This is a genomic window from Rhodococcus sp. MTM3W5.2 (assembly GCF_001984015.1).
In the GTDB taxonomy this organism is placed as follows: Bacteria; Actinomycetota; Actinomycetes; order Mycobacteriales; family Mycobacteriaceae; genus Rhodococcus_G; species Rhodococcus_G oryzae.
In genome coordinates this window covers 5,625,554-5,647,392 of the sequence record NZ_CP019572.1, presented here as the reverse complement: position 1 = coordinate 5,647,392, position 21,839 = coordinate 5,625,554, and the positions used below count along the sequence as shown (strand labels likewise).

At 69.8% G+C, this 21,839-nt stretch carries 19 protein-coding genes, 2 tRNA genes and 4 pseudogenes; 14 read left to right on the top strand and 11 right to left on the bottom strand.

The window, feature by feature from the left end:
* Window positions 1-471 precede the first annotated feature (471 nt).
* The 7 genes and pseudogenes from BTZ20_RS28765 to BTZ20_RS25920 all read left to right on the top strand — a co-directional run bounded on the left by BTZ20_RS28765 (window position 472) and on the right by BTZ20_RS25920 (window position 4,754).
* A complete protein-coding gene (locus BTZ20_RS28765; RefSeq protein WP_223263536.1) occupies window positions 472-1,002 on the top strand; it encodes a DUF3566 domain-containing protein in 531 nt (176 codons plus the stop codon).
* A gap of 112 nt (window positions 1,003-1,114) precedes the next feature.
* Window positions 1,115-1,188, top strand: a tRNA-Ile gene (locus tag BTZ20_RS25940).
* A 27-nt stretch (window positions 1,189-1,215) separates the two neighbouring features.
* Window positions 1,216-1,326 carry a DLW-39 family protein gene (locus tag BTZ20_RS28760; RefSeq protein WP_209927981.1) on the top strand — a complete coding sequence of 37 codons (111 nt, stop codon included), beginning with the start codon at window positions 1,216-1,218 and terminating at the stop codon, window positions 1,324-1,326.
* A 7-nt stretch (window positions 1,327-1,333) separates the two neighbouring features.
* Window positions 1,334-1,406 (top strand) — tRNA-Ala (locus tag BTZ20_RS25935).
* A 191-nt stretch (window positions 1,407-1,597) separates the two neighbouring features.
* Complete coding sequence (locus tag BTZ20_RS25930; protein ID WP_077043337.1) at window positions 1,598-2,254, top strand: hypothetical protein; 657 nt, start codon at window positions 1,598-1,600, stop codon at window positions 2,252-2,254.
* A gap of 320 nt (window positions 2,255-2,574) precedes the next feature.
* Window positions 2,575-3,863 (top strand): annotated as a pseudogene (locus BTZ20_RS25925) (lipase family protein).
* 81 nt (window positions 3,864-3,944) lie between these two features.
* On the top strand, window positions 3,945-4,754 hold the full coding sequence (locus BTZ20_RS25920) for a CPBP family intramembrane glutamic endopeptidase (protein WP_083742859.1): 810 nt from the start codon (window positions 3,945-3,947) through the stop codon (window positions 4,752-4,754).
* Here the strand turns inward: BTZ20_RS25920 and BTZ20_RS25915 are convergent.
* The gene (locus tag BTZ20_RS25915) at window positions 4,681-5,058 is read right to left on the bottom strand and encodes a hypothetical protein (RefSeq protein WP_077043335.1); all 378 of its coding nucleotides are present in this window, start codon (window positions 5,056-5,058) and stop codon (window positions 4,681-4,683) included. The two genes, BTZ20_RS25920 and BTZ20_RS25915, sit on opposite strands and share 74 nt — an antisense overlap.
* A gap of 126 nt (window positions 5,059-5,184) precedes the next feature.
* Here BTZ20_RS25915 and BTZ20_RS25910 point away from each other — a divergent pair, with 126 nt between their 5' ends.
* Together BTZ20_RS25910 and BTZ20_RS25905 are read left to right on the top strand one after the other, a co-directional pair.
* Window positions 5,185-5,745, top strand: a complete 561-nt coding sequence (locus BTZ20_RS25910) for a peptidylprolyl isomerase (protein ID WP_189636554.1) — start codon at window positions 5,185-5,187, stop codon at window positions 5,743-5,745.
* A 13-nt stretch (window positions 5,746-5,758) separates the two neighbouring features.
* On the top strand, window positions 5,759-6,679 hold the full coding sequence (locus BTZ20_RS25905; protein ID WP_077043333.1) for a rhomboid family intramembrane serine protease: 921 nt from the start codon (window positions 5,759-5,761) through the stop codon (window positions 6,677-6,679).
* A gap of 12 nt (window positions 6,680-6,691) precedes the next feature.
* Here the strand turns inward: BTZ20_RS25905 and BTZ20_RS25900 are convergent, their stop codons facing one another.
* Together BTZ20_RS25900 and crgA are read right to left on the bottom strand one after the other, a co-directional pair.
* The gene (locus tag BTZ20_RS25900; RefSeq protein WP_223263535.1) at window positions 6,692-7,171 is read right to left on the bottom strand and encodes a PH domain-containing protein; all 480 of its coding nucleotides are present in this window, start codon (window positions 7,169-7,171) and stop codon (window positions 6,692-6,694) included.
* A gap of 91 nt (window positions 7,172-7,262) precedes the next feature.
* Window positions 7,263-7,526, bottom strand: a complete 264-nt coding sequence (gene crgA, locus BTZ20_RS25895) for a cell division protein CrgA (protein ID WP_027502149.1) — start codon at window positions 7,524-7,526, stop codon at window positions 7,263-7,265.
* A gap of 209 nt (window positions 7,527-7,735) precedes the next feature.
* Here crgA and BTZ20_RS25890 point away from each other — a divergent pair, with 209 nt between their 5' ends.
* The 3 genes and pseudogenes from BTZ20_RS25890 (at window position 7,736) to BTZ20_RS25880 (ending at window position 10,135) form a co-directional block, all read left to right on the top strand.
* On the top strand, window positions 7,736-8,491 hold the full coding sequence (locus BTZ20_RS25890; RefSeq protein WP_083743011.1) for a DUF881 domain-containing protein: 756 nt from the start codon (window positions 7,736-7,738) through the stop codon (window positions 8,489-8,491).
* An 83-nt stretch (window positions 8,492-8,574) separates the two neighbouring features.
* Window positions 8,575-9,234, top strand: a complete 660-nt coding sequence (locus tag BTZ20_RS25885) for an aminodeoxychorismate/anthranilate synthase component II (protein ID WP_077043331.1) — start codon at window positions 8,575-8,577, stop codon at window positions 9,232-9,234.
* 210 nt (window positions 9,235-9,444) lie between these two features.
* Window positions 9,445-10,135 (top strand): annotated as a pseudogene (locus BTZ20_RS25880) (alpha/beta hydrolase).
* Window positions 10,136-10,152: 17 nt separating this feature from the next.
* Here BTZ20_RS25880 and BTZ20_RS25875 read toward each other — a convergent pair.
* Together BTZ20_RS25875 and BTZ20_RS25870 are read right to left on the bottom strand one after the other, a co-directional pair.
* Window positions 10,153-10,529 (bottom strand): annotated as a pseudogene (locus BTZ20_RS25875) (limonene-1,2-epoxide hydrolase family protein).
* A gap of 34 nt (window positions 10,530-10,563) precedes the next feature.
* Window positions 10,564-11,778, bottom strand: a complete 1,215-nt coding sequence (locus tag BTZ20_RS25870; protein WP_077043330.1) for a cytochrome P450 — start codon at window positions 11,776-11,778, stop codon at window positions 10,564-10,566.
* A 247-nt stretch (window positions 11,779-12,025) separates the two neighbouring features.
* Between BTZ20_RS25870 and BTZ20_RS25865 the strand changes: the two genes are divergently transcribed.
* Both BTZ20_RS25865 and BTZ20_RS25860 read left to right on the top strand, forming a co-directional pair.
* Window positions 12,026-12,694 (top strand): TetR/AcrR family transcriptional regulator, encoded by a 669-nt coding sequence (locus tag BTZ20_RS25865; protein WP_077043329.1) that lies wholly within the window; start codon window positions 12,026-12,028, stop codon window positions 12,692-12,694.
* Window positions 12,691-13,584, top strand: coding sequence for an AraC family transcriptional regulator (locus tag BTZ20_RS25860; RefSeq protein ID WP_077043328.1), 894 nt, complete (start codon window positions 12,691-12,693; stop codon window positions 13,582-13,584). The genes BTZ20_RS25865 and BTZ20_RS25860 overlap by 4 nt, the downstream gene beginning before the upstream one ends.
* A gap of 11 nt (window positions 13,585-13,595) precedes the next feature.
* On the opposite strand, the pseudogene pknB reads toward BTZ20_RS25860, so the two are convergent.
* The 6 genes and pseudogenes from pknB to BTZ20_RS25830 form a co-directional block, all read right to left on the bottom strand.
* A pseudogene (pknB, locus tag BTZ20_RS25855) lies at window positions 13,596-15,520 on the bottom strand (Stk1 family PASTA domain-containing Ser/Thr kinase).
* A complete protein-coding gene (locus tag BTZ20_RS25850) occupies window positions 15,517-16,878 on the bottom strand; it encodes a serine/threonine-protein kinase (protein WP_077043327.1) in 1,362 nt (453 codons plus the stop codon). The pseudogene pknB and the gene BTZ20_RS25850 overlap by 4 nt, the downstream one beginning before the upstream one ends.
* A complete protein-coding gene (locus BTZ20_RS25845; protein WP_077043326.1) occupies window positions 16,878-18,371 on the bottom strand; it encodes a peptidoglycan D,D-transpeptidase FtsI family protein in 1,494 nt (497 codons plus the stop codon). The genes BTZ20_RS25850 and BTZ20_RS25845 overlap by 1 nt, the downstream gene beginning before the upstream one ends.
* The gene (locus tag BTZ20_RS25840) at window positions 18,368-19,822 is read right to left on the bottom strand and encodes an FtsW/RodA/SpoVE family cell cycle protein (RefSeq protein ID WP_077043325.1); all 1,455 of its coding nucleotides are present in this window, start codon (window positions 19,820-19,822) and stop codon (window positions 18,368-18,370) included. Before BTZ20_RS25840 ends, BTZ20_RS25845 begins: the two co-directional genes overlap by 4 nt.
* Window positions 19,822-21,279, bottom strand: a complete 1,458-nt coding sequence (locus BTZ20_RS25835; RefSeq protein WP_077043324.1) for a protein phosphatase 2C domain-containing protein — start codon at window positions 21,277-21,279, stop codon at window positions 19,822-19,824. The genes BTZ20_RS25840 and BTZ20_RS25835 overlap by 1 nt, the downstream gene beginning before the upstream one ends.
* Window positions 21,276-21,740 (bottom strand): FHA domain-containing protein FhaB, encoded by a 465-nt coding sequence (locus BTZ20_RS25830; protein WP_077044015.1) that lies wholly within the window; start codon window positions 21,738-21,740, stop codon window positions 21,276-21,278. The genes BTZ20_RS25835 and BTZ20_RS25830 overlap by 4 nt, the downstream gene beginning before the upstream one ends.
* Window positions 21,741-21,839: the final 99 nt, after the last annotated feature.

The window sequence follows — 21,839 nt, the reverse complement described above, 5'->3', positions numbered from 1 at the left end:
GGGATCGCGGCCCGCAGGTGCTTCACCGCAGGGCGGTGCCGCACCGGCAGCCCCGCAGGGTGGTCGGCCGGCACAGGCTCCGACCCAGGCGCCCGGCCAGCGTCCCCAGCAGAACGGCGGCCAGGCCAACGGCGCGGGCACGCGGCCGAGTGCTCCGGCCGGCGCGCCGGGCACGCGTCCGGCGTCGCCCGCCGGTGGTGCCGCAACGCGTCCGGGTGCCCCCGCGGGTGCGCCGGGTACGCGCCCGGCATCGCCCACGAGCGGTCCGGGTACGCGCCCCGCGACACCCGCAGGTGGTCCGGCAGCGCGTACGGGCGCTCCGGCAGGCGCACCCGCAACGCGTCCTGTCTCGACCCCGAGCGGCCAGAGCGCACGTCCCGGTGCCCCGCGGCCGGTAAGCCAGCGGGAGCCCCGTCGGGGGACGACGCGGCGAAGACGGCCCGTAAGGAGGCCGCCAAGGCCAAGTCGGCGGTGATCGACGGCCCCACCCGGCACATCGACCGCTCCGATCTGGCGAAGGACCTGCCGGACCTGTCCGCGGTCAAGCATCCGCTGCCCGGCGACGCTCCCGCGGCGGCCGGCGCGGGCCCCAAGACGGGCGCGCAGCCCGCGCTGGTGGCGGTGCCGGTCGATGTGGTCTCGGGCGACCCGTTGCGAGCGACCATCCAGGTGCGCAAGGTCGACCCCTGGTCGACGCTCAAGGTGTCCCTGGTGATCTCGGTGGCGCTGTTCTTCGTGTGGATGTTCGCCGTCGGATTCCTGTACGTCGTGCTCGACGGCATGGGTGTCTGGGATCGCCTGAACAACGCCTTCACCGACATCGTGTCGGAGACGGGCGACGAGGGCCTTGTCAGCGCGGGACAGGTGTTCGGCTACGCCGCACTGATCGGTGCCATCAACGTGGTGCTCTTCACCGCCCTCGCGACCATCGGATCGTTCATCTACAACCTCTGCACGGACCTTGTCGGTGGGGTCGAAGTGACCCTCGCCGACCGCGACTGACCAGGGGTTTTGGTTCCCCGCCGGGCCGGTTTTGGTCGCGGCCGGTCGGTGGGGTAATCTCATGCCTCGGTTCAGGGAGACAAGTTCGATGCGTCCCCGGGACCGAGGTTAAGGGCCTATAGCTCAGGCGGTTAGAGCGCTTCCCTGATAAGGAAGAGGTCGGAGGTTCAAGTCCTCCTAGGCCCACTCCCCGTGCCGACGAAGGGTTCGAGCATGAAGGTACTGCTTCTCGCGGCAGCCGTTGTGACCGTTCTCTTCGGGCTGACGAAGCTGCGGTCGCAGCGCCGCAGTCAGGATGTCTGGCACGAGGTCACCAGCCGCTAGCGCGGACGGGGCCTTAGCTCAGTTGGTAGAGCGCTGCCTTTGCAAGGCAGATGTCAGGAGTTCGAATCTCCTAGGCTCCACAGCAGGAACGCGATCGGACACAGCGTCACATCAACACCCCTCACTCTCCGGTGGGGGGTGTTTTTTGCTGAGTGGGCAAAGGTCACAAGCGGATCGCATGCCGGGGCAAGTTCATCGAATTGTGTTTGAGATCACATGCGCTCGACTACTGTTCGGCTGGGGGAAATCGCAACCGAACCCGGGAGTCGACATGAAACTCAGGAAGATTGTCGCCACTGCACTGTTCGTGACGGCCGCGATGGGCGCCGGGGCGGTCACCGCGCACGCCGACCCAGCCGCGTTGGTCGGTGCCCACATGCAAGGCAGGGACCAGGGCGTCGAATACAGCACGGGACTCACGCCGGCCGGGAACTCGGTCGTCACGTTGCTCGACGCAGGCGTGTTCCGGGTCTCCGGCGACGGGACCGGGGTCAGCGTGCTCCGGGGCGACGGATCGTCCATCGGCACGATTCCCCTCGCGTACCGGGTGAACGGTGAGACGCACTCGATCGCGCCCGTGATCGGTGACGGCGGCCGGTCCCTGACGCTGACGCCGACGCTGCTTCCGTCGACCGTCCAACCGGTCGCCTGGGACAACCCCGCGGACCAACAGCGCCTGATGGGGGAGATCCAGAAGGCTCAGATGGGCGGGATCGTCGGGCAGACCGTCGGCGGGATCATCGGGCTCCTCGTCGGCTGCGTGGTTGGCGTGCTCGCAGGCTGCTTCCCCGGATCGATCATCGGCTCGCTCATCGGCGGTGTGATCGGGCTGGACATGGTCGGCGGGGAACCGCTGCGGGCGGCGTTCTTCAACTTCGTCGGGCCGCTTCCGACCCTCCCGGGGATGCCGGCACCCGCGGCGCCCTGATTCGCGCCCGCGCAGCAACACACGGCAATCGCACAGCCCGCGATCAGCTCCTGGTCGCGGGCTGTGCGCTGTGCACCGCCGAGTGTGCAGTTATTGGCGTAAACGCCGAGAGGGGCGGACGGTAGCTGCACACACGACGGCGCACGCGGTGCCTGTGCAATTGTGAACAAACCTGTGCAGCAATTGGTTTCGGTGCCGCGCGGCCGGACCTCCGTGGCCCCGAATCGGCCCGTCCGCGGACGGGAAAGTATGTGTTACCGTGCGTTCGGCTTCGTGTTCGGAGTCAACGAACACGGGCGGAGTCGACGGTGGACAAGAGTGTGCGCGCAATCGGGTGGCGGGGTGCGGTCGTGGCGGCCGCCCTGTCGGTGGTCGTGGCAGCGATCGCGTCGCCCACCGCGGCGGCGGCCCCGACCGCGGACTTCTACACACCGCCTGCCGATCTGACGGCGAGCGCACCCGGCGACCTGATCCGCACCGAGCCGTCCGAACTCGCGCTCCGGGTGCCGGGAACCGACGGGGCGTTCCCCGCCGACGGACGGCGCATCATGTACCGCAGCACCGACGCGAACGGCGCGGCCAACGCGGTCACCGGCACCTACCTCGAGCCGCAGCGGCCGTGGGAGGGTCCCGGACCCCGGCCCCTGGTCAGCCTCGCGGTCGGCACCCATGGCCAGGGCGACCAGTGCGCCCCCTCCAAGCTGCTGAACCAGCTCCTGACCTTCCAGGCACCGATCGGGCTGATGACCGAGTACGAGGTGCTCGGCATCAATGCACTGCTGCTGCAGGGCATCGCGGTCGTCGTCACCGACTACGACGGCCTCGGCACGCCTGGCATGCACACCTACGTCAACCGCGCGGCCGAGGCGCACGCGGTGCTGGACGCGGCCCGGGCCGCCAGGAACCTGCCCGGCACCTCGATCACCCCGGCAGGCCCGGTCGGATTCTGGGGATACTCGCAGGGTGGCGGCGCCGCGGCGGCCGCGGCCGAGCTCGCCGCCGACTACGCGCCGGAACTCCAGGTGAAGGGCACCTACGCCGGGGCGCCGCCCGCCGACCTCGGCGCGACCCTGGCACAGATCGACGGGTCCTTCCTCACGGGCGCGATCGGGTACGCGATCAACGGCCTTGCCCAGGCCTACCCGAGTCCCGGCCGCTCATCGAGGCGGAGCTCAACGACAAGGGCAAGGCGATGCTGGCCGAGACGCGGAACTACTGCGTTGTCGAGACCGGTGCGCGCTTCGCCTTCCAGAAGACAAGCGAGTACACCCGGAGCGGCGAATCGCTCTCCGTGGTGCTCGCCCGGCTGCCGCTGGCGAAGGAACTGCTGGAGCGGCAGCGGATCGGCACGCGGACGCCGACCGGGCCGGTCCTGATCCAGTCCGGCAACCACGACGACGTGGTGCCCTTCGGCCAGGCCGAACAGCTGGCCGGGGCCTGGTGCGGGCGCGGCGCGACGGTGCAGTTCACCGAGAACCCGCTCCCGAGCGTCCTGCCTGGCTCCGTGATCAACCACGCTGCGCCGCTGGTCCTCGGCCTGCCCGAGGCACTGACCTACATGGTCGACCGGTTCCACGATCGACCGGCACCGAGCACCTGTTCGTCCTGACACCTACTGGCCCTCCGGTAGCAGGTGCCACCGATACCGTGGGGTGATGTGCTGCCGCCTGCGAGCCGCGATGCTCGTGGCATGACGACCGACGCAGCCCCGCCCCGCAGGTGGGCGCCGATGACGGTGTACGTGCTGGTGGCGTTTCTCGCGGGTGGCGTCCTCGTGGCGCTCCAGTCGGTGACCGGTCCCGACCCGGACCTGCTCGAACTGGTGCAGTTCGCACCGGCGATCGCGGTGGCTGCGGTCCTGCTGGTGTGGCGTGGCAGATGGCGTCCGCCGCTGGCGGTGGGCCTGTGGCGGCCCGATCCGGCCGCCCTGGCGGCCGCGATCGGCTCGGTGCTGATCATCCTGGCGCTGCCGGCGGCGGTGCTCGTCACCCTCGGTGAGGGTCCCGCTCTCTCCGAAGTCCCCGCCGGCGCGGCGCCACTGGGCCTGTTGGTCCTCGCGCAGTGCATCGGGGCGTGTGGGGAGGAACTCGGCTGGCGGGGGTTCCTGCAGCCCTACCTGCGCACGAGGTATTCCGTGCTGGTCACCGGCGTGCTCGTCGGGACCGTCTGGGGGGTGTGGCACGTCCAGGTGTTCGCGGCGGGCGCCGCGTATGCGGCGGCCTTCCTGTCGGCGACGATCGCGATGTCCGTACTGCTCGCCGTGCTCCTCGACAACGGGCGCAAGGGCAGCCTGTTGATCGCCACCGTGTTCCACGCGGCCGTCAACCTCGGCCTGCTGGTGTTCGGCGACGCCGGGGGCCGTGAGCCCCTGCTGTGGTCGTCGATGGCCGTCGCCGCGGCGGGCTGTGCCGCGGCGACGGCGGCGTTCAGGAGTTCTCGACGTCCCGCAGGCTCGGCGGTGCGGGCGCGACCGGCGGCACCTCGCGCCGACGCTGCTTGACGTACACGGCGCCAGCCGCCACGGCGGCACCGAGACCGACGACGAGCAACGCACGCCTGCCGCGCTTGCGGCCGCGACCCTTGACCTGCTCGGCCGCGACGGCCGCGACGGCCTGCTCGTCCACCAGCGCGAGGGCGGGGGCGGCCTTCGGCCGGGACGACAGCGCCTTCCTGGCCAGGGTGTAGCCCTGACGGCCGAGGTAGAGGCTCAACGCCCCGGTGCCCTTGGCCACCACTCCGGTGCCCTTCGCGACACCTCCCGTGCCCCTGGCGAATCCGAGCGCCGCGAGCTGCGCGAGCCTCAATGCGCTACTGAGCGTGGTGGATTCGGGGGCGGGGGTACCACCTCGAGGGTGGGCGCCTGCTCGGCCGGGGCGGGGACAGAAACCGGGGTGGACTTCGTCGCGCGAGTCATCTGTCCACTGTCGCACATGTTCCGTACGACGGAATGGCACCATGGTGGAGTGACCTCACCGAATCAGACCGCAACCGCAACGCTGCACACCAACCGCGGCGACATCAAGATCGCCCTGTTCGGCAACCACGCGCCGAAGACCGTCGCGAACTTCGTCGGCCTCGCCGACGGCACCCAGGACTACAGCACCGAGAACGCCTCGGGCGGCAAGACCGGACCGTTCTACGACGGCGCCGTCTTCCACCGCGTGATCGACGGCTTCATGATCCAGGGCGGCGACCCGACCGGTACCGGCCGTGGCGGCCCTGGCTACCAGTTCGGCGACGAGTTCCACCCGGAACTGCAGTTCGACAAGCCCTACCTGCTGGCCATGGCGAACGCCGGCCCGGGCACCAACGGCTCGCAGTTCTTCATCACCACCGGCAAGACCCCGCACCTCAACCGCAAGCACACCATCTTCGGTGAGGTCGTGGACGAGGAGTCGAAGAAGGTCGTCGACGCCATCTCCGGAACCTCGGTGGACCGCACGGACCGCCCGCTGGAGGCGGTCGTCATCAACAGCATCACCATCTCCTGATCGGTACCGCGAGATGACCAACCCCGGTTGGGGTGGCGTGTCCGGTGACGGCACGCCGCCCCAACCGCGGTGCGTCCGGCACCCGGACCGGCCCACCGCGCTCTCCTGCACCCGCTGCGGCCGTCCCGCGTGCGTCGAGTGCCTGCGACCGGCCGCCGTCGGCCAGCACTGCGTCGACTGCATCGCCGCCGACGCCAAGACCACCCGCTCGGCCCGCACCGTCGCCGGTGCGCCGCTCCGGACCGGCCTGCCGACCCCGATCGTCACCTATGTCCTGATCGGGCTCAACGTCCTGATCTACGCGATCACGGTGCTCCAGTCCGGCAACGTGGCGAACAACCATCTCGGCTCGCCGCTGTTCACCAGCTGGGCGCTGTGGCCGCCCGCGGTCGCCGACGGCGACCTGGTTCGCGTCGTCGGCAGCGGCTTCCTGCACTTCGGTGCGGTCCACCTGCTGGTCAACATGTTCGCGCTCTGGGTGATCGGCCGCGACACCGAGATCATCCTCGGGCGCTCCCGCTACGTCGCGGTGTACCTCGTCTCGATCCTCGGTGGCTCGGCCGCCGTGATGGCCTTCCAGGTGAACGCCGTCACCGCGGGCGCCTCGGGTGCAGTCTTCGGGCTGATGGGTGCGCAGGCTGTGATCCTGTTGCGACTCAAGCGCAGCCCCGGCCCGGTGCTGGCGATCATCGCCCTCAACGTGATCATCAGCGTGACGATCCCCGGGATCTCGCTGTGGGGGCACCTCGGCGGGCTCGTCGCGGGCGCCGCCGCCACCGCGGCGCTGATGTTCGCCCCCGGCAGCCTCGGCACCCCCGCGGAGCGCCAGAAGGCGCGCACGCTCGGCTGGGGCGGCCTCGCCGCCGTCACGGTCGTCTCGGTCGGCGTCATCGCGCTGCGGATGGCGCAGCTGCGGTCCGAACTCGGGATGTAATCGCCTCGCCGGCTACGGGCGCGGCCGCTCCTGCGGCACCAGCCCGCGGCCGGCGAGCGCCTCGAAGACATCGGTGGGATCGGTGCCGAGGTCCCAGCGACCGAAGATCATCAGCTTGTCGTCGTCGGCGCCAGGCGGGCGCACGTCGATCTCCAGCATCGGCACCCGACGGCCCAGCCGCGGATAGCGCACGATCCGGACCCGGCTCAGCTCCGACGCCGGGTACTCGTGTCGCCCGCTGAGCCGCTGCACGGCGATCCCCCTAGCGCCGTCGAGCACGGCGAGCCGGGGCCGCTGGCGCAGCCCCAGCGCGGTGATCACCAGAAGCCCGAGCGCGCCGAGGCCGATCAGCACCCGTCCCGCCGGATCCGACGGCACCGCTGCGGCGGCGAGGAGCATCGCCACCCCGCCGACACCGGTCGCGATCAGCGCACCGGTGGGTGTGGACCATGCGAGCTCGGGGTTGTGCACAGGGTTTTCGGGGTTGTGCACAGGCTCTCCACAGCTATCCACAGGGTTTATCCACATTGGGGATGAATGACAACGATGTAATTGATGGGGCCAGAATGGGGATATCCCCAGCTCAGCGCCATCTCATCGTCATGATGAGGCCGACAACCATGAAACCGAAGCCGATCAGGAAGTTGTACGCCCCCAGGTCGTTCATCCAGGTGATCTGGTCCGCGGCCAGGTAGTAGACGATCAGCCACGCGAGCCCGAGCAGCATGAAGCCGAGCATCACCGACACGTAGAGCGTGCTGGAGGGGCCGACCTTGACCTTCACAGGCGTGCGGTTCGCGGGATTGATCGTGTAGTCGGTCTTCTTGCGGACCTTCGACTTGGGCATGACGTCCTCGTTGGTTCAGTGTGGATCGTGCGATTGCGTCGGCGTCGGCGTCGACGCCCACCAGGTAGATTCGAGATTACCGGTGGTGAGTACACGCTAGCCGAGCACAGACGTGCCCGGGCAGGGTCTGCTGGCTGGACCTGCGAGCGCGGACAGGGGAGGAGGCGGGGGTTGTGACCGAACCCGATCCGACCGAACCCGATCCGACCGTGTCCCACCGGCCTGCGGCGCACGCGGCGCCGCGGCGCAGGCAACTGTTCTGGAAGATCTGCGTCCCGGTGGTCTGCGTGGTGACCGGACTGCTGTTGGCGACCACCCGCGCGGTCTCGGAGGGCAACGAACTGCGGCGCGGGGACACCACGAGGCTCTCCGACCTCGTGCGCAGCGCCCAGGCAGACGCGGATGACGCGGCGGGGGTGCGCGACGGGTTGGCCGCTCAGCTGGCCGCCCTCCAGGACGAGGCGGCCGGTTCCGACTCCGATGTGGCAGGCGCCCTCGAGCAGAGCCGGGCGCTGGAGGCCGCGGCGGGCCTGAGCGCGGTCACCGGACCCGGCGTGCGGGTCATCCTCACCGACGCGCCCCGCGACTCCGACGGCAAGTTCCCCGCCGGAGCCTCGCCCGATGATCTCGTCGTGCACCAGCAGGATGTGCAGAGCGTGCTGAACGCGCTCTGGGCGGGCGGGGCGGTCGCGGTCGGGATGCAGGACCAGCGCATCGTCAACACCTCGGCGCCGCGTTGTATCGGCAACACGCTGCTGCTGCACGGGCGGACCTACAGCCCGCCGTATCAGATGACGGCGATCGGCGACCCGGCCCGGATCGAGGCCGCGCTCGCCGCCGAGCCCGGCGTGCGCACCTTCAAGCAGTACGCGGTCCGCTACGGACTCGGGTACACCCAGGAGGCGTCGGACACGTTCACCGTGCCGGCCTACACCGGGCAGCTGCGGACCAAATTCGCGAACTAGGCGGCTGCGCCGCCCGTGCGTGATCCGTACCCCAGGTGGGGTGCAGATCGCGCACAGGCGGCGAAGCCGCATATCCTGCTGCAATGCGCATCCTGGTCGTCGACAACTACGACAGCTTCGTGTTCAACCTGGTGCAGTACCTCGGCCAGCTCGGCACCAAGGCCACCGTCTGGCGCAACGACGACCCGGAGCTCGCCGACCGCGACGCGGTCGCGGCGCAGTTCGACGGGGTGCTGCTGAGCCCGGGACCGGGCACGCCGCAGCGGGCGGGCGCGAGCATGGACCTGGTCGCGGCCTGCGCAGCGGCCCGCACCCCGCTGCTCGGGGTGTGCCTCGGGCACCAGTCCATCGGCGCGGCGTTCGGCGCCACCGTCGACCGGGCACCGGAACTGCTGCACGGCAAGACCAGCCAGGTCAGTCATGACGGCACCGGGGTGCTGGCCGGGTTGCCCGACCCGTTCACCGCCACCCGCTACCACTCGCTGACGGTGCTGCCGGAGACGATGCCGGACGAGCTGATCGCCACCGCGCACACCGACACCGGGATCGTGATGGCGATGCGGCACCGGGAGCTGCCGATCCACGGCGTCCAGTTCCATCCGGAGTCGGTGCTCACCCAGGGCGGGCACCGGATGCTGGCGAACTGGCTCGAGGTGTGCGGGCAGCGGCCGCCGGAGGCGCTCGTCTCGACGCTCGAGGCCGAGGTCGCCCAGGCGCTGGGGTCCGCGCTCACCCACAACTGAGCCACCACCCGGTCGGTACGGCCCGAGCGGGCGGTGCCGGCACCTCCGGCGTTTGGGCACGAAATCATGGCGATCTGGTCATGGTCTTTGCCTCAGAGTCTGCAATAGCGTGGATTTCGCGCCGCAGAAGAGTTCGAGCTGCGCGACGGCCCCGATCGGACAGTGGGCCGTGACCACCGTTCGTACACTCGACCCGAGAGGTGGGCCACCATGGCCGACAAGGTGAACATCGTTCTGGTGCATGGCGCTTGGGGGACGGCTCGCATTGGCGTCACGTCATCCCGACACTGCACAATGCCGGGCACAAGGTGGTCGCGGTGCAGAATCCGCTGACCTCGCTCGCCGACGACGTGGACCGCACGCGGAAGTTGGCCGAATCGCTCGACGGACCGACATTGCTCGTCGGTCACTCCTACGGCGGCGCCGTCATCACTGGGGCCGGACACGCTGCGAATGTGGTTGGACTGGTATATATTTCGGCCTTCGCGCCCGATGAGGGCGACAGTCTCGGCAGCATCTTCGCCCGCACCGACCAGCCCGCGGGGCGGCCAACATCGCCCCCGATGCGCAGGGCTTCCTGTGGATCGCACCGGACAAGTTCCAGGAGAGTTTCAGCCAGGACCTCGACGACACCGAGGCGCTGGTGATGGCGCTGACGCAGAAGCCGATCTCGGGTCAGTGCTTCTCCGACCCGTCGGGCCCGCCCGCATGGAAGCAGAAGCCGAGCTGGTACCTGGTCTCCGGTCAGGACCGGATGATCCCGCCGGAGACCGAACGGTGGATGGCCGAGCGCATCGGTGCCCGCGAGACCATCGAACTCGACGCCGGTCATGCCTCGCTGGCCTCGCATCCACACGAGGTGACTCAGCTGATCCTCGCGGCGGCCGCAGCCGTCGCCTGACGCGCCGGACGCTCCTGTCAGCCGGCCGACAGGAGCGTCGTGATCGGGGCCATGTCGAAATAATCTCGCCACGAGGTGATTTCGCCCGCCTCGATCTCGAAGACACCCATCACGGGCAACTCCACGTGCTTGTCTCCTAGGGTGAACCGGTCGGTGCGTTCGTTGAGCACGACGGTCCCGTTCGCCGCCTGGTGGTGGATGGTGAACTCGATTCCCCGAAAGCCGAGATGAAGCCCTGCAGGAAGTCGGCGATGGCCGCGCGTCCGCACAGTGGTTCCATCGGAATGTTGTGGTAGACAGCGTCTTCGCTGAAATACCCGGCGATCGACGCCGCGTCACCCGCCTTCCATTCCGCGCAGAAGGCCGTGACGAGGTCGCTCGGAGAGGTGTTCATTCGATGTCCTGTCGGGATCGTGTCGGGCTGTGGGTCAGGTGATCTGGAGCGGCAGGCGGAGGTGTCGCCGCACGAAGATGCTCGGCACCCAGCTCGCCTCGTCGGCGATGGAGATCCGGGTGCTGCGTTCGAGGAGCAGGGTGACGGCGGCGAGGGCCTCCATCCGCGCGAGCGCCGACCCGACGCAGAAATGGGTGCCCTTGCCGAAGGCGAGATGGGAACGGATGCCCGGGCGGTCGAGGACGATCTCGTCGGGACGCTCGAACCGGGCGGGATCGCGGTTCGCCGACCCCCACAGCAGGAGTGCGTGACTGCCCGCGGGTAGCGCGACCCCGCCCAGCGTGGTGTCCGCGACGACGTGTCGGTGGTGGGCCCGGAACGGGGATTCCAGCCGGAGCGCCTCGTCGAGGAAGGGGTCGATCAGGGCGGGGTTCTCGCGGAGCGTGCGCTGGATCTCCGGGTGGGTGGCGAGCAGCCTTGCCGAACTGGCGATCAGCCCGGCCGTCGACTCGCCGCCCGCGCCGACCAACTGAACGAGGATGAGCACCGCGACGTCGTCGGTGAGGTCGCCGTCGGCGCAGGCACGCGCGAGGACGCCCATGAAATCGTCCTGCGGATCTTCCTTGGAACGGAGGAAGTGGGTGTGCAGGTAGCCGGCGAGCTCGACGGACGAAGTCACGAGCTGACCGAGCCGGTCCGGGGTGACCACTCCGCCGAGCAGTTCGGTGCTGTCGTACGCCCACGTCAGGAGCTGCGGGACGTCGGTCTGGGGCAGCCCGACAAGGTCGGCGATGAGGGCGAGGGGCAGCTTGTCGGCCATGTCGGTCGCGTAGTCGATCCGGCCGTGCCGCAATCCATCGGCCCACAGCCGATCGGCCAGGAGAGCGACCGTCGGGCCCAGCGCTCGGATCCTCTTGCCGAGCGTCTGCAGCACCAGCTTGCGGTGGTGGGCGTGCGTCGGGTCGTCGGCGGTGGCGAGCACGTGCACCGCCCGTCCGCCGCCGTCCATGTCGAAGGTCACCGGCGGCCCGTCGGGCTGCTGAACGAGGACCCCGGTCAGGTTGGACGAGAAGTCGTCGACGCGTGCTGCCGCCTCGGTGACCAGATCCCAGGTGGAGACGAGATAGAAGTCGGTTCCCGGGACCCGATGGACGGGCGAGGTCTCTCGGAGCGCGCGGTACAGCCCGTTCGGGTCGTCGAGATTCGCCGGATCGAAGAGGTCGATCCCCTCGAGTGGCAACGCGGTCATCGAATCTCCCACCGGTAGTAGAACCTGTTTCAGCGCCACCACCGTCCACCTGCCGACGGCGGCCTGTCAAGGGCCCGAAGAAGTTGAGATCAGGCCTCGTGACCTGCTCAAACAGGAAATCTCACGCCTTCGAGAAGATGACGGCCCCACGCTGCTCACGACGCTGCATCGCAGACCCCGACGTAGACTGAGAGACAACTTTGTCTCATCGTGAGACCTCGGTGAGACGACGTCCAGGAGGTGTTCCGTGCGTGAATCGGATGCGGCCAGGGACTGGCTGGCAGGCGGGAACCGGCGCGCGATCGGGGTGGAGCGGATCCATGCCGCAGCCGCGGAGCTGTTCCTGGAGAGGGGGATCGACCAGGTCAGCGTCGAGGATGTCGCGGCAAGGGCCGGGTGTTCGCGCGCGACGCTGTACCGCTATGTCGGCGGTAAGTCCGCTCTGGTCGGGGGTGTCGTCTCCGCGGCCGCCGCGGCGGTGGCCCAGCAGGTCGCGGTCGCGGTCGAACCGCTCCGCGGTTCCCGCCGGATCGTCGAGGCGATCCTGGTCTCCGTCGCCGCGGTACGAGCGGATCCGGCGCTCGCCCAGTGGGTGCGGAACTCACGGTCCGGCCGCGGCGACGACTATCTCGCGTCATCGCCGGAACTCGGCCGGGTCGCCACCGCACTGACGGGCATCGCAGCCGATGCGGACGCCGCGCAATGGATCGTGCGGGTGGTCATCTCGCTGCTCACCGTGCCCGGGGGCGACCCGGAGACGGAACGCCGGATGGTCGAACGATTTGTGGAACCGGCGTTCCGCCAGGACTCCACGGCTGTGGCCGGGACAACGCCGCTTGACGACGGGGCCCGCCGCGCCGAGATTGGACGGACGCGAGCGCACGGCGCGCGCCATACGGGAACGGGAGACGGATGACGGTCGACACGGGCCGGGTCCAGCCGGACGCATTGTCGGAGGTTCTCGAGACGATCCGGTTGCGCGGCGACCAGATCCACCGCTGCGAGCCCGTCGCGCCGTTCGCCGTCGCACCCGCGGGCGACCTGCGGGCGCTGTACCTGGTCGAGCGCGGCGAGGTCATCATCCGGCTCGGCGAGACCGCCGCCACCATCACTCTCGGGGTGGGGGACGTGGCCCTGCTTCCGCACGGTAGTGCGCATTCGGTGGAGAGCGGCTCCGGCGCGGCCGATCGCGACCATGCCGCGCGGTGGCTGCGCGGCACGTTCACCCTCGACGAGGTGCCCGCCGCTCGCCTTCTCGCGGTCCTGCCGACCGCGATCGAGCTCCATCAGGGGCCGGGAGCGCGGTTCGAGTGGCTGGAGGTGAGTGGCCGACTGCTCGGCGAGGAGGTCACCAACCCGAGGCCCGGATCCGCCGTGATGGTGTCCCGAATCCTCGATCTGCTCTTCGTCCAGATCCTGCGCGCCTGGGCCGGCAGTGGGGTAGCCGACGGCGGTTGGCTGGCCGCGGCCATGGATCCCCAGGTGGGCATGGCGCTCGAGGCCATCCACCGGGATCCGGAGCGCGCCTGGACTGTCGCGGCGCTTGCCCACCTGGCGACGCTGTCGCGTTCCGCTTTCGCCGAACGGTTCACCCGCCTCGTCGGGCAGACGCCGGGCGCATACGTCACCGAGCGCCGACTGGACCGCGCCACCGAGCTGCTGAGGCACAGTTCGACGCCGGTCGGCACCATCGCGACGTTGGTCGGCTACGAGTCCGACGCCGCGTTCAGCCGGGCCTTCCGGAAGCGCTTCGGCACCTCACCGCTCCGGTGGCGACGAACCCAGTCGTCCGACCCGGAGCGGTGAGGCGGTCCCGACTACCTGGGAATGCCGAGCTGACCGATCCCGACCGAGATGGTCGAGGTCTTGGAGATCTCCGAGCCCGCCGGCTGTGCCTGGGTGACCACCTTGCCGACCTGATCGGTCTCCAGGGTGGCCTCCGGATGTTGGACGAGCTGGCTCGAGGATCCGGTCCAACCGGCGCGCCGCAGTGAGTCCAGCGCCTGCGACACGCTCTGGTTGTTCAGGTTGGGCATCGTGACCATGTTGCCGTTCGACACCCGGATCTTGACGGTGGCGCCCTTGGCCGCCGCGCTGCCGCCGGTCGGGTCGGTGGAGACGACCTCGCCCTTGGGCTTGCCGGAGTCGATGTTCTCGACCTGGACCTTGAAGCCCGCGCCCTCGATGTTCGGTTGCGCGACGTCGAGGGTCTGGCCGACGACGTTCGGGATCCGGATCTGTTCCGGTCCGCTGCCGAGGGTGATCTTCACGGTGCCGTCCAGCGCGACATTCGACCCGGCTTCCGGCTTCTGCGCGACCACCTTGTCCAGCTGGTCTTGCGTCGACGCCGCCGTGCTCACCGTCGGGTCCACCTGCAGGCCGATCGCGTTCAGTGCCTGCGCCGCCTGCGCCTGCGACATTCCGGTCAGCGTCGGGACCTCCACCTCCTGCGGACCGGTGGACACGTCGAGGGTCACCGTGGTGCCCTCGTCGGCCCTGGTGCCCGCGACGGGGATGCTGGCGATGACGTTGCCCGAGGCCACGTCGTCGCTCGGCTTCGGCTGGCTCTGCACGCGGAAACCGAGATCCTGCAGCGCGTTCTGGGCATCCTGCGCGGACTGGTTGGCGACGTTCGGGACCGTGACCTGCGCGGCCTTCGAGCCGGGGCCGAGCGACCACAGGAACGCACCGACGATGCCGATCACCGCCAGGGCGGCCACCGACAGCAGCACCGCGCGCATGGCCTTGCGGCTGCGCGGCTGGCCGTCCTCCGGCGCAGGTGCGGCCGCCTGCGCCACCGGCGGGGGCGAGACGGGGGCGCGCCGTACCGGTTCGGCGCGTCCACCGCGCCGAGGATCGTGGTGCGGTCCTCGTCGTTCATCACCATCGGCGCGCCCGGACGCTGACCGCCGAGCACCCGCACCAGATCGGAGCGCATGTCGGCGGCGCTCTGGTACCGGTTGGCCGGGTTCTTGCTCATCGCCTTGAGGATCACCGAGTCGAGCTCGCGCGGCACGTTCGGGTTCACGCTCGAGGGCAGGGCCGGGTCCTCCCGGACATGCTGGTAGGCGACGGCCACCGGGGAATCACCCTTGAACGGCGGCTCGCCGGTGAGGATCTCGAACAGCACACAACCGAGCGAGTACACGTCCGAGCGGGCATCGACCTGCTCGCCGCGCGCCTGCTCGGGCGAGAGGTACTGCGCCGTGCCGATCACCGCGGACGTCTGCGTCATCGGGCTGGAGGCATCGGAGATCGCGCGGGCGATGCCGAAGTCCATCACCTTCACCGCGCCCGCGCGGTTGATCATGATGTTCGCCGGCTTGATGTCGCGGTGCACGATCCCGTTGCGATGGCTGAAATCGAGCGCCGCACAGACGTCGGCGATGACCTCCATCGCGCGCCGGGCCTGCATGGGGCCCTCGGTGCGGACGATGTCGCGCAGCGTGTCGCCGTCGACGTACTCCATCACGATGTACGGCAGCGGACCGCCGTCGGTCTCGGCCTCGCCGGTGTCGTAGACGGCCACGATGGCCGGATGGTTCAGTGCCGCCGCATTCTGCGCCTCGCGGCGGAAACGGAGGTAGAACGTGGGGTCGCGGGCGAGATCGGCGCGCAGCACCTTGATCGCTACATCCCGGCTCAGGCGCATGTCGCGGGCGAGGTGCACCTCGGACATGCCACCGAAGCCGAGGATCTCGCCCAGCTCGTAGCGGGAGGAGAGCTTGCGGGGTGTGGTCATGGCTGTCCTTGCGGGGCCGGTTCGAGGACGTCCGGCGTGGTCGTGGCGGTGGTGGTGCGGGGCGCTGTCGTGGTGGTGGTCGTGGTCGGTTCCGTCGTGGTGGTCGTCGGCTCCGTGGTGGTCGTCGGTTCCTCGGTGGTGGTACTGGGTTCCGTCGTGGTGGTCGTCGGTTCCTCGGTCGTGGTCGTCCGTTCCGTCGTGGTGGTCACGGGCGGGCGGGTGGTGGTGGTGACCACGGGTCGCGTCGTCGTCACCGGCGGCGGCGTCGGATTGCTCGGCGCTCCGCCACCGCCGGACAGGAGAATCCACACGGAGATCAGCAGGGCTGCGAGCAGCAGTCCGCCGCCGCCCCACGCCAGGATCTTCTGTCCCTTGGTCATGCCCGTCGCCACCGCAGGCACCGACCCGGAATCGGGGCCAGCATATTCGCGCTGGGACGTCGGCAACATCTGGGTCCCGACGATGGGCGGCACCGCCCCCGTCGCCTGCCGCGCGGGCAGGCCCGCCCCGGGCAGCGGCGGCCGCGCACCGGACCTGACCACGGCGACCGCGTCGGCGAATTCGCCGCCGCTGCCGTACCGAGCGGCCGGGTCCTTGGCCATCGTGATGTCGATCAGCTCGCGCACGTTCGGTGGCAGATCCGCTGGCAGCGGGCTCGGCACCTCCTGAACGTGCTTCATCGCCACCGTCAGCGCGCCGTCGCCGACGAACGGGCGGCGGCCGGAGAGGGCCTCGTAGCCGACCACGCCGAGCGAGTACACGTCGCTGGCAGGCGAGGCGTCCTGTCCGAGGGCCTGTTCGGGCGCGATGTACTGGGCGGTGCCCATCACCATGCCGGTCCGGGTCACCGGGGAGGCCTCGACGGCCTTCGCGATGCCGAAGTCGGTGATCTTCACCTGGCCGGCGGGGGTGATCAGGATGTTGCCGGGCTTGACGTCGCGGTGCACCACGCCCGCCTCGTGCGCCACCTGAAGGGCGCGGCCGGTCTGCTCGAGCATGTCGAGCGCGTGCGGCAGCGCCAGCCGGCCGACACGCCCCAGCACCGCGTTCAGCGGCTCTCCGTTGACCAACTCCATCACCAGGTACGCGGTGGACTGGCCGACGCTGTCGAGGGTCTCGCCGTAGTCGTAGATCCCCGCGATGCCGGGGTGGTTGAGCTGGGCGGTGGTGCGCGCCTCCGTGCGGAAGCGCTCCAGGAACTCGGGGTCCGCGGAGTACTCCGACTTGAGGACCTTGACCGCGACCCGGCGGTGCAGGCGGTTGTCGACGCCCTCCCAGACCTGGCCCATGCCGCCGGTGGCGATCAGCCGCTGCAGCCGGTACCGGTTCGCGATCACCGCGCCGTTGTTCAGACTCATCACTCAGCCCCCTGCCGCAGTCCGGCTTCGATGACGGCCCGCCCGATCGGTGCCGCGACCGAGCCTCCGGTCGCGGCAAGGGCGCGGTCGCCGCCGTTCTCCACGAGCACGGCGATCGCGATCTCCGGATTCGCCGCTGGGGCGAACCCGATGTACCAGGCGTGCGGTGGGGTGTTGCGGGGATCGCTGCCGTGCTCGGCGGTTCCGGTCTTGGAGGCGATCTGGACGCCGGGGATCTTGTTGCCGCCGCCGGTGTTGTTCTCCGAGCCGATCATCAGGTCGGTGAGCGTCGCCGCCACCTGCGGGGACACCGCCTGTCCCAGCGACTCGGGGTGCGTCGTCGCCAGGTTCGACAGGTCGGGACTCTGCAACTGGGCCACCACGTGCGGCTGCATCCGGACGCCGCCGTTCGCGACGGTCGCGGCGATCACGGCGTTCTCCAGCGGCGTCAGCGCGACGTCGCGCTGACCGATGCTGGACTGGCCGAGCGCGGCGTCGTCGGGGATCGATCCGACGGTGCCGTCCGCGACCGGCATCGGGATGCCGGGTGAATCGGGCTGGATGCCGAACCCGGCGGCCTCGTCCTTCAGGGCGTCGGCGCCGGTCCGGATGCCCAGCTCGACGAAGGCCGTGTTGCAGGACCTGGCGAAGGCCTCCCGCAGCGAGGCGGTCGGACCGCTTCCGCAGGTGCTGCCGTTGTAGTTCTCCAGCGTGGTGTTGGTGCCGGGCAGCGTGATGTTCGGCGCCGCGGTCAGCTGCTCCTCCGGGTTCGCCCCGTTGCTCAGCGCGGCGGCGGTGACCACCACCTTGAACGTGGAGCCGGGCGGGTAGGTCTGCGAGATGGCCCGGTTCAGCAGCGGCTTGTCCTCGTCCTCGTTCAGCGTCTCCCAGGCCTCGGTGCTGACCGCGCCGTCGTGGCTGGCCAGCAGGTTCGGGTCGTAGCTGGGCGTGCTCACCATCGCAAGCACCTCGCCGGTGCTGGGCCGGATCGCGACCACGGAGCCGGTGTAGCCCTTGGCGGTCAGCTCGTCGTACGCCACCTGCTGGACGACCGGGTCGAGAGTGGTGACCACATTGCCGCCGCGCGGGTCGCGGCCGGAGACCAGGTCGAAGAACCGTCGCCCGAACAGTCGGTTGTCGGAGCCGTTGAGTACCTGGTCCTCGGTGCGTTCGAGTCCCGTGCTGCCGTAGAGCATCGAGTAGAAGCCGGTGACCGGCGCGTTCGCGAACGGGCTCGACGGCGCCGCCGGGTTCGGCGGATACGTGCGCAGGTACTTGTACCGGTCGTCGGTGGGGATCGATGCGGCCAGCACCTGACCGCCCGCCGAGATCTGTCCGCGCTGACGCGAGTACTCGTCGAGCAGGACCCGGGAGTTCCGCGGGTCGGTGCGCAGGTCGTCGGCCTTGATGACCTGCACGTACGTGGCGTTGGCCAGGAGTGCCACCACCATCACCATGACCGCCATCGCGACGCGGCGCAGGGGCGTGTTCATGGGCGCCTCAGCATTTCGGTCGGTGCGTCCGCGATGGGGGCGGGTCCCTTCTTCGTGGGCTTCGGTGGGGTCCGCGCGGAGTCGGAGATCTTGATGAGCAGCGCCAGCAGCAGGTAGTTCGCCAGCAGCGAGGAGCCGCCGTACGACATGTACGGGGTGGTCAGGCCGGTCAGCGGGATCAGCTTGGTCACACCGCCGACGACCACGAAGACCTGGATCGCCACGGTGAACGAGAGCCCGGCGGCGAGCAGCTTGCCGAAGCTGTCACGCACCGCCAGCGCGGTCCGCAGCCCGCGGATGACGAAGATCAGGAACAGCATCAGCACGGCTGCCAGGCCGATCAGCCCGAGCTCCTCGCCGATCGTGGCGACGATGAAGTCGGTCTTCGCGAACGGGACCTGGGACGGCCGCCCACTGCCGAGTCCGGTTCCGGCGAGCCCGCCGGTTGCGAGCCCGAACAGCGACTGCGAGATCTGATACCCGGTGTTGTTGTAGTCGCCAAGCGGGTCGAGCCAGGTGTTCACCCGGACCCGGACGTGGCCGAAGAGTTGGTAGGCGAACACGAACCCGAGCGCGAGCAGCCCGCCGCCGATCAGCAGCCATCCGACCCGTTCGGTGGCGATGTAGAGCATCACCAGCACGGTGCCGAACAGCAGCAGCGACGTGCCCAGGTCCTTCTCGAGCACCAGCACGCCGATGGAGACGATCCAGGCGACGAGGATCGGCCCGAGGTCACGGGCGCGCGGCAGGTCCATGCCGAAGAAATGCCTGCCCGCCGTGGTGAACAGCTCGCGCTTGGACACCAGGACGGAGGCGAAGAAGATGATCAGCAGGATCTTGGCGAATTCTCCTGGCTGAATGCTGAAGAACGGCAACTTGATCCAGATCTTCGCGCCGTTCACCTCGGACATCGACGACGGCAGCACCGCGGGGAGTGCGAGCAGCACCAGGCCGGCCAGGCCGAGGGTGTAGCTGTAGCGCGCCAGCAGTCGGTAGTCCTCGAGGAACACCAGCACTGCGATGAAGCCGGCGATCGCGAGCGCGGTCCACAGCACCTGCTGATTGGCGTCGGGGGAGGGGATCTCCCACCCGAAGGAGGCCGCGGTCGCGGCGTCGGCGAGGTCGAGTCGGTGGATGAGCACCAGCCCGAGACCGTTGAGCAGCGCGACGATCGGCAGCAGCAACGGATCGGCGTGCGGCGCGAACCTGCGCACCGCGAGGTGGGCGATGACGAACAGAACCGCGTACGCGAGCGCGTACTTGGCCAGGTCGAGGGTGATCTTCTGCTCCTGGCTCGCCTCGACCAGGATCAGCGACAGGGTGGTGATCGCGATGGCGCAGCCGATCAGCACCAGTTCGACGTTGCGTCGGTTCGATTGCACGGGTGCGGGCGCGAACCCTCCGGCCGGACTCGGGAAGGAGGGCCCCGACGGTGCCGCGGAGACAGACATCAGCGGCCGGTCCTGCAGTTCTGCCCGGGCACCTGTGCCTGAGCCAACTCGGAGGGGCTGAGCGGCGGCGCCGCAGTGGTGGTGGGCGTCGGCGGCACCGCTGACGGCGGCGGTTGGGTGGTCGGCGCGGCCGGGATGGTCGGCGCGGCGGGGGCACCGGTCGCCGGGGGAGCGGGGGGCGCGGCGGTGGCGCTCTGGCACACCGGGAGCAGGTCGGCGGTGGCGAGTCGGCTCATCTGCCGCTTGGCGTCGTCGAGGCTCCCGGACGGCAGGCCGGCCCGCACCTGTTCACGCGCGGAGGGCTGCAGGTCGTCCACCATCAGCAGGGTGCAGTTCGTCGGCTCGGCATCCGGGGTCACCAGGCTCAGCGAACCGCTGTTGGTGATGCACCCGACGAGGTTCGCCTCCTGCAGCGAGTACCCGAACACGGAACCGGGTACGCCGCGCAGCACGGTCACCCGGCTGTCGTCCGCACCCACGTAGTAGTTGCTGCGGATCAGGCTGCGTCCGACCACGAGTCCCACGACCACGACGGCGATGAGCCCCAGTCCCAACAGGATCCAGGTCAGTCGTCGCTTCGGCTTCGCGGCCTCGGTGTCGACCGGGCCGGTCACCCGGCGCGGGGTCGCCCGCGGCGGGCGCATGGCGGCGGCCCGTCCGGCGGCGGTGTCCGGCGGCGGGGAGTCGTCCTCGTCCTCGTGCGAGGCGGCGCCCGCCACGATGGGATGGCTCTGGCCGTAGTCGAGGTCGATGACATCGGCGACCACCACCGTGACGTTGTCCGGTCCGCCGCTGCGCAGTGCCAGTTCGATCAGCCGGTCGGCGGACTCGCCGTGTTCCCCCTCGCCGAGCACCTCCGAGATGGTCTCGTCGCTGACGACATCGGAGAGTCCGTCGGAGCACAGCAGGTACCGGTCGCCCGCGCGGGCCTCCCGGACGGTGAGCGTCGGCTCGATCTCGTTGCCGGTCAGCGCCCGCATGATCAGGGAACGCTGCGGGTGGGTGTGCGCCTGCTCGGCGGTGATCCGTCCCTCGTCGACGAGGGACTGGACGAAGGTGTCGTCGCGGGTGATCTGGGTGAGCACGCCCTCGCGCAGCAGGTATGCGCGAGAGTCGCCGATGTGCACCAGGCCGAGCTTGCTGCCCGCGAACAGGATCGCGGTCAGGGTGGTGCCCATGCCGTCGAGTTCGGGCTCCTCCTCGACCTGATCGGCGATGGCGGCGTTGCCCGCGCGGGTGGCGGCCTCGAGCTTGCCCAGCAGGTCCTCGCCGGGTTCGTCGTCGTCGAGATGCGCGAGGGCCGCGATCATCAGCTGGGAGGCGACCTCGCCCGCGGCGTGGCCGCCCATGCCGTCGGCGAGCGCGAGCAGACGGGCGCCCGCGTACACGGAATCTTCGTTGTTCGAGCGCACCAGGCCGCGGTCGCTGCGCGCCGCGTAACGGAGGACGAGGGTCACGGGCGCAGCTCGATCACGGTCTTGCCCACGCGAACCGGGGTGCCGAGGGGCACCCGCACCGCGGTGGTCACCTTCGCCCGGTCCAGATAGGTGCCGTTGGTCGATCCGAGATCCTCCACGTACCAGTCGGTTCCGCGCTGGGACAGCCGGGCGTGCCGGGTGGAGGCGTAGTCGTCGGTGAGCACGAGGGTGGAATCGTCGGCTCGGCCGATCAGGACGGGCTGCGCGCCGAGCGTGATGCGGGTGCCCGCCAGTGCGCCCTGCGTGACGATGAGGAACTTGGCCACCTTCGGCTTGCCGAACGAGGGCAGCACCGAGGCGCTCCGCGAATACCGGGGCGGGACACGCACACCCGAGGCGGCGTAGACGTCACTGCGCAGGGCCCGGAGTACGCCCCAGACGAACAGCCACAGCAACAGCAGGAAGCCCGCCCTGGTCAACTGCAGGATGAGTCCCTGCACGGCGGTCCACCTCCTCATTCGTGGCGATCGGGTGGTCCCGAACTCCGGCATTTTATAGGCAGCATCCTATGGCGATGCGGCCTGTGTCGATCGCGATAT

What these genes read in the sequence shown, in the direction of transcription:
- BTZ20_RS25910 (WP_189636554.1), top strand. Translation starts at nt 5,185, where the DNA reads ATGTTCCGTACGACGGAATGGCACCATGGTGGAGTGACCTCACCGAAT.
- BTZ20_RS25860 (WP_077043328.1), top strand. Translation starts at nt 12,691, where the DNA reads ATGACGGTCGACACGGGCCGGGTCCAGCCGGACGCATTGTCGGAGGTT.
- BTZ20_RS25870 (WP_077043330.1), bottom strand. Translation starts at nt 11,778, where the DNA reads ATGACCGCGTTGCCACTCGAGGGGATCGACCTCTTCGATCCGGCGAAT.
- BTZ20_RS25885 (WP_077043331.1), top strand. Translation starts at nt 8,575, where the DNA reads ATGCGCATCCTGGTCGTCGACAACTACGACAGCTTCGTGTTCAACCTG.
- BTZ20_RS25920 (WP_083742859.1), top strand. Translation starts at nt 3,945, where the DNA reads ATGACGACCGACGCAGCCCCGCCCCGCAGGTGGGCGCCGATGACGGTG.
- BTZ20_RS28760 (WP_209927981.1), top strand. Translation starts at nt 1,216, where the DNA reads ATGAAGGTACTGCTTCTCGCGGCAGCCGTTGTGACCGTTCTCTTCGGG.
- BTZ20_RS25905 (WP_077043333.1), top strand. Translation starts at nt 5,759, where the DNA reads ATGACCAACCCCGGTTGGGGTGGCGTGTCCGGTGACGGCACGCCGCCC.
- BTZ20_RS25845 (WP_077043326.1), bottom strand. Translation starts at nt 18,371, where the DNA reads ATGAACACGCCCCTGCGCCGCGTCGCGATGGCGGTCATGGTGATGGTG.
- BTZ20_RS25840 (WP_077043325.1), bottom strand. Translation starts at nt 19,822, where the DNA reads ATGTCTGTCTCCGCGGCACCGTCGGGGCCCTCCTTCCCGAGTCCGGCC.
- BTZ20_RS25850 (WP_077043327.1), bottom strand. Translation starts at nt 16,878, where the DNA reads ATGAGTCTGAACAACGGCGCGGTGATCGCGAACCGGTACCGGCTGCAG.
- crgA (WP_027502149.1), bottom strand. Translation starts at nt 7,526, where the DNA reads ATGCCCAAGTCGAAGGTCCGCAAGAAGACCGACTACACGATCAATCCC.
- BTZ20_RS25930 (WP_077043337.1), top strand. Translation starts at nt 1,598, where the DNA reads ATGAAACTCAGGAAGATTGTCGCCACTGCACTGTTCGTGACGGCCGCG.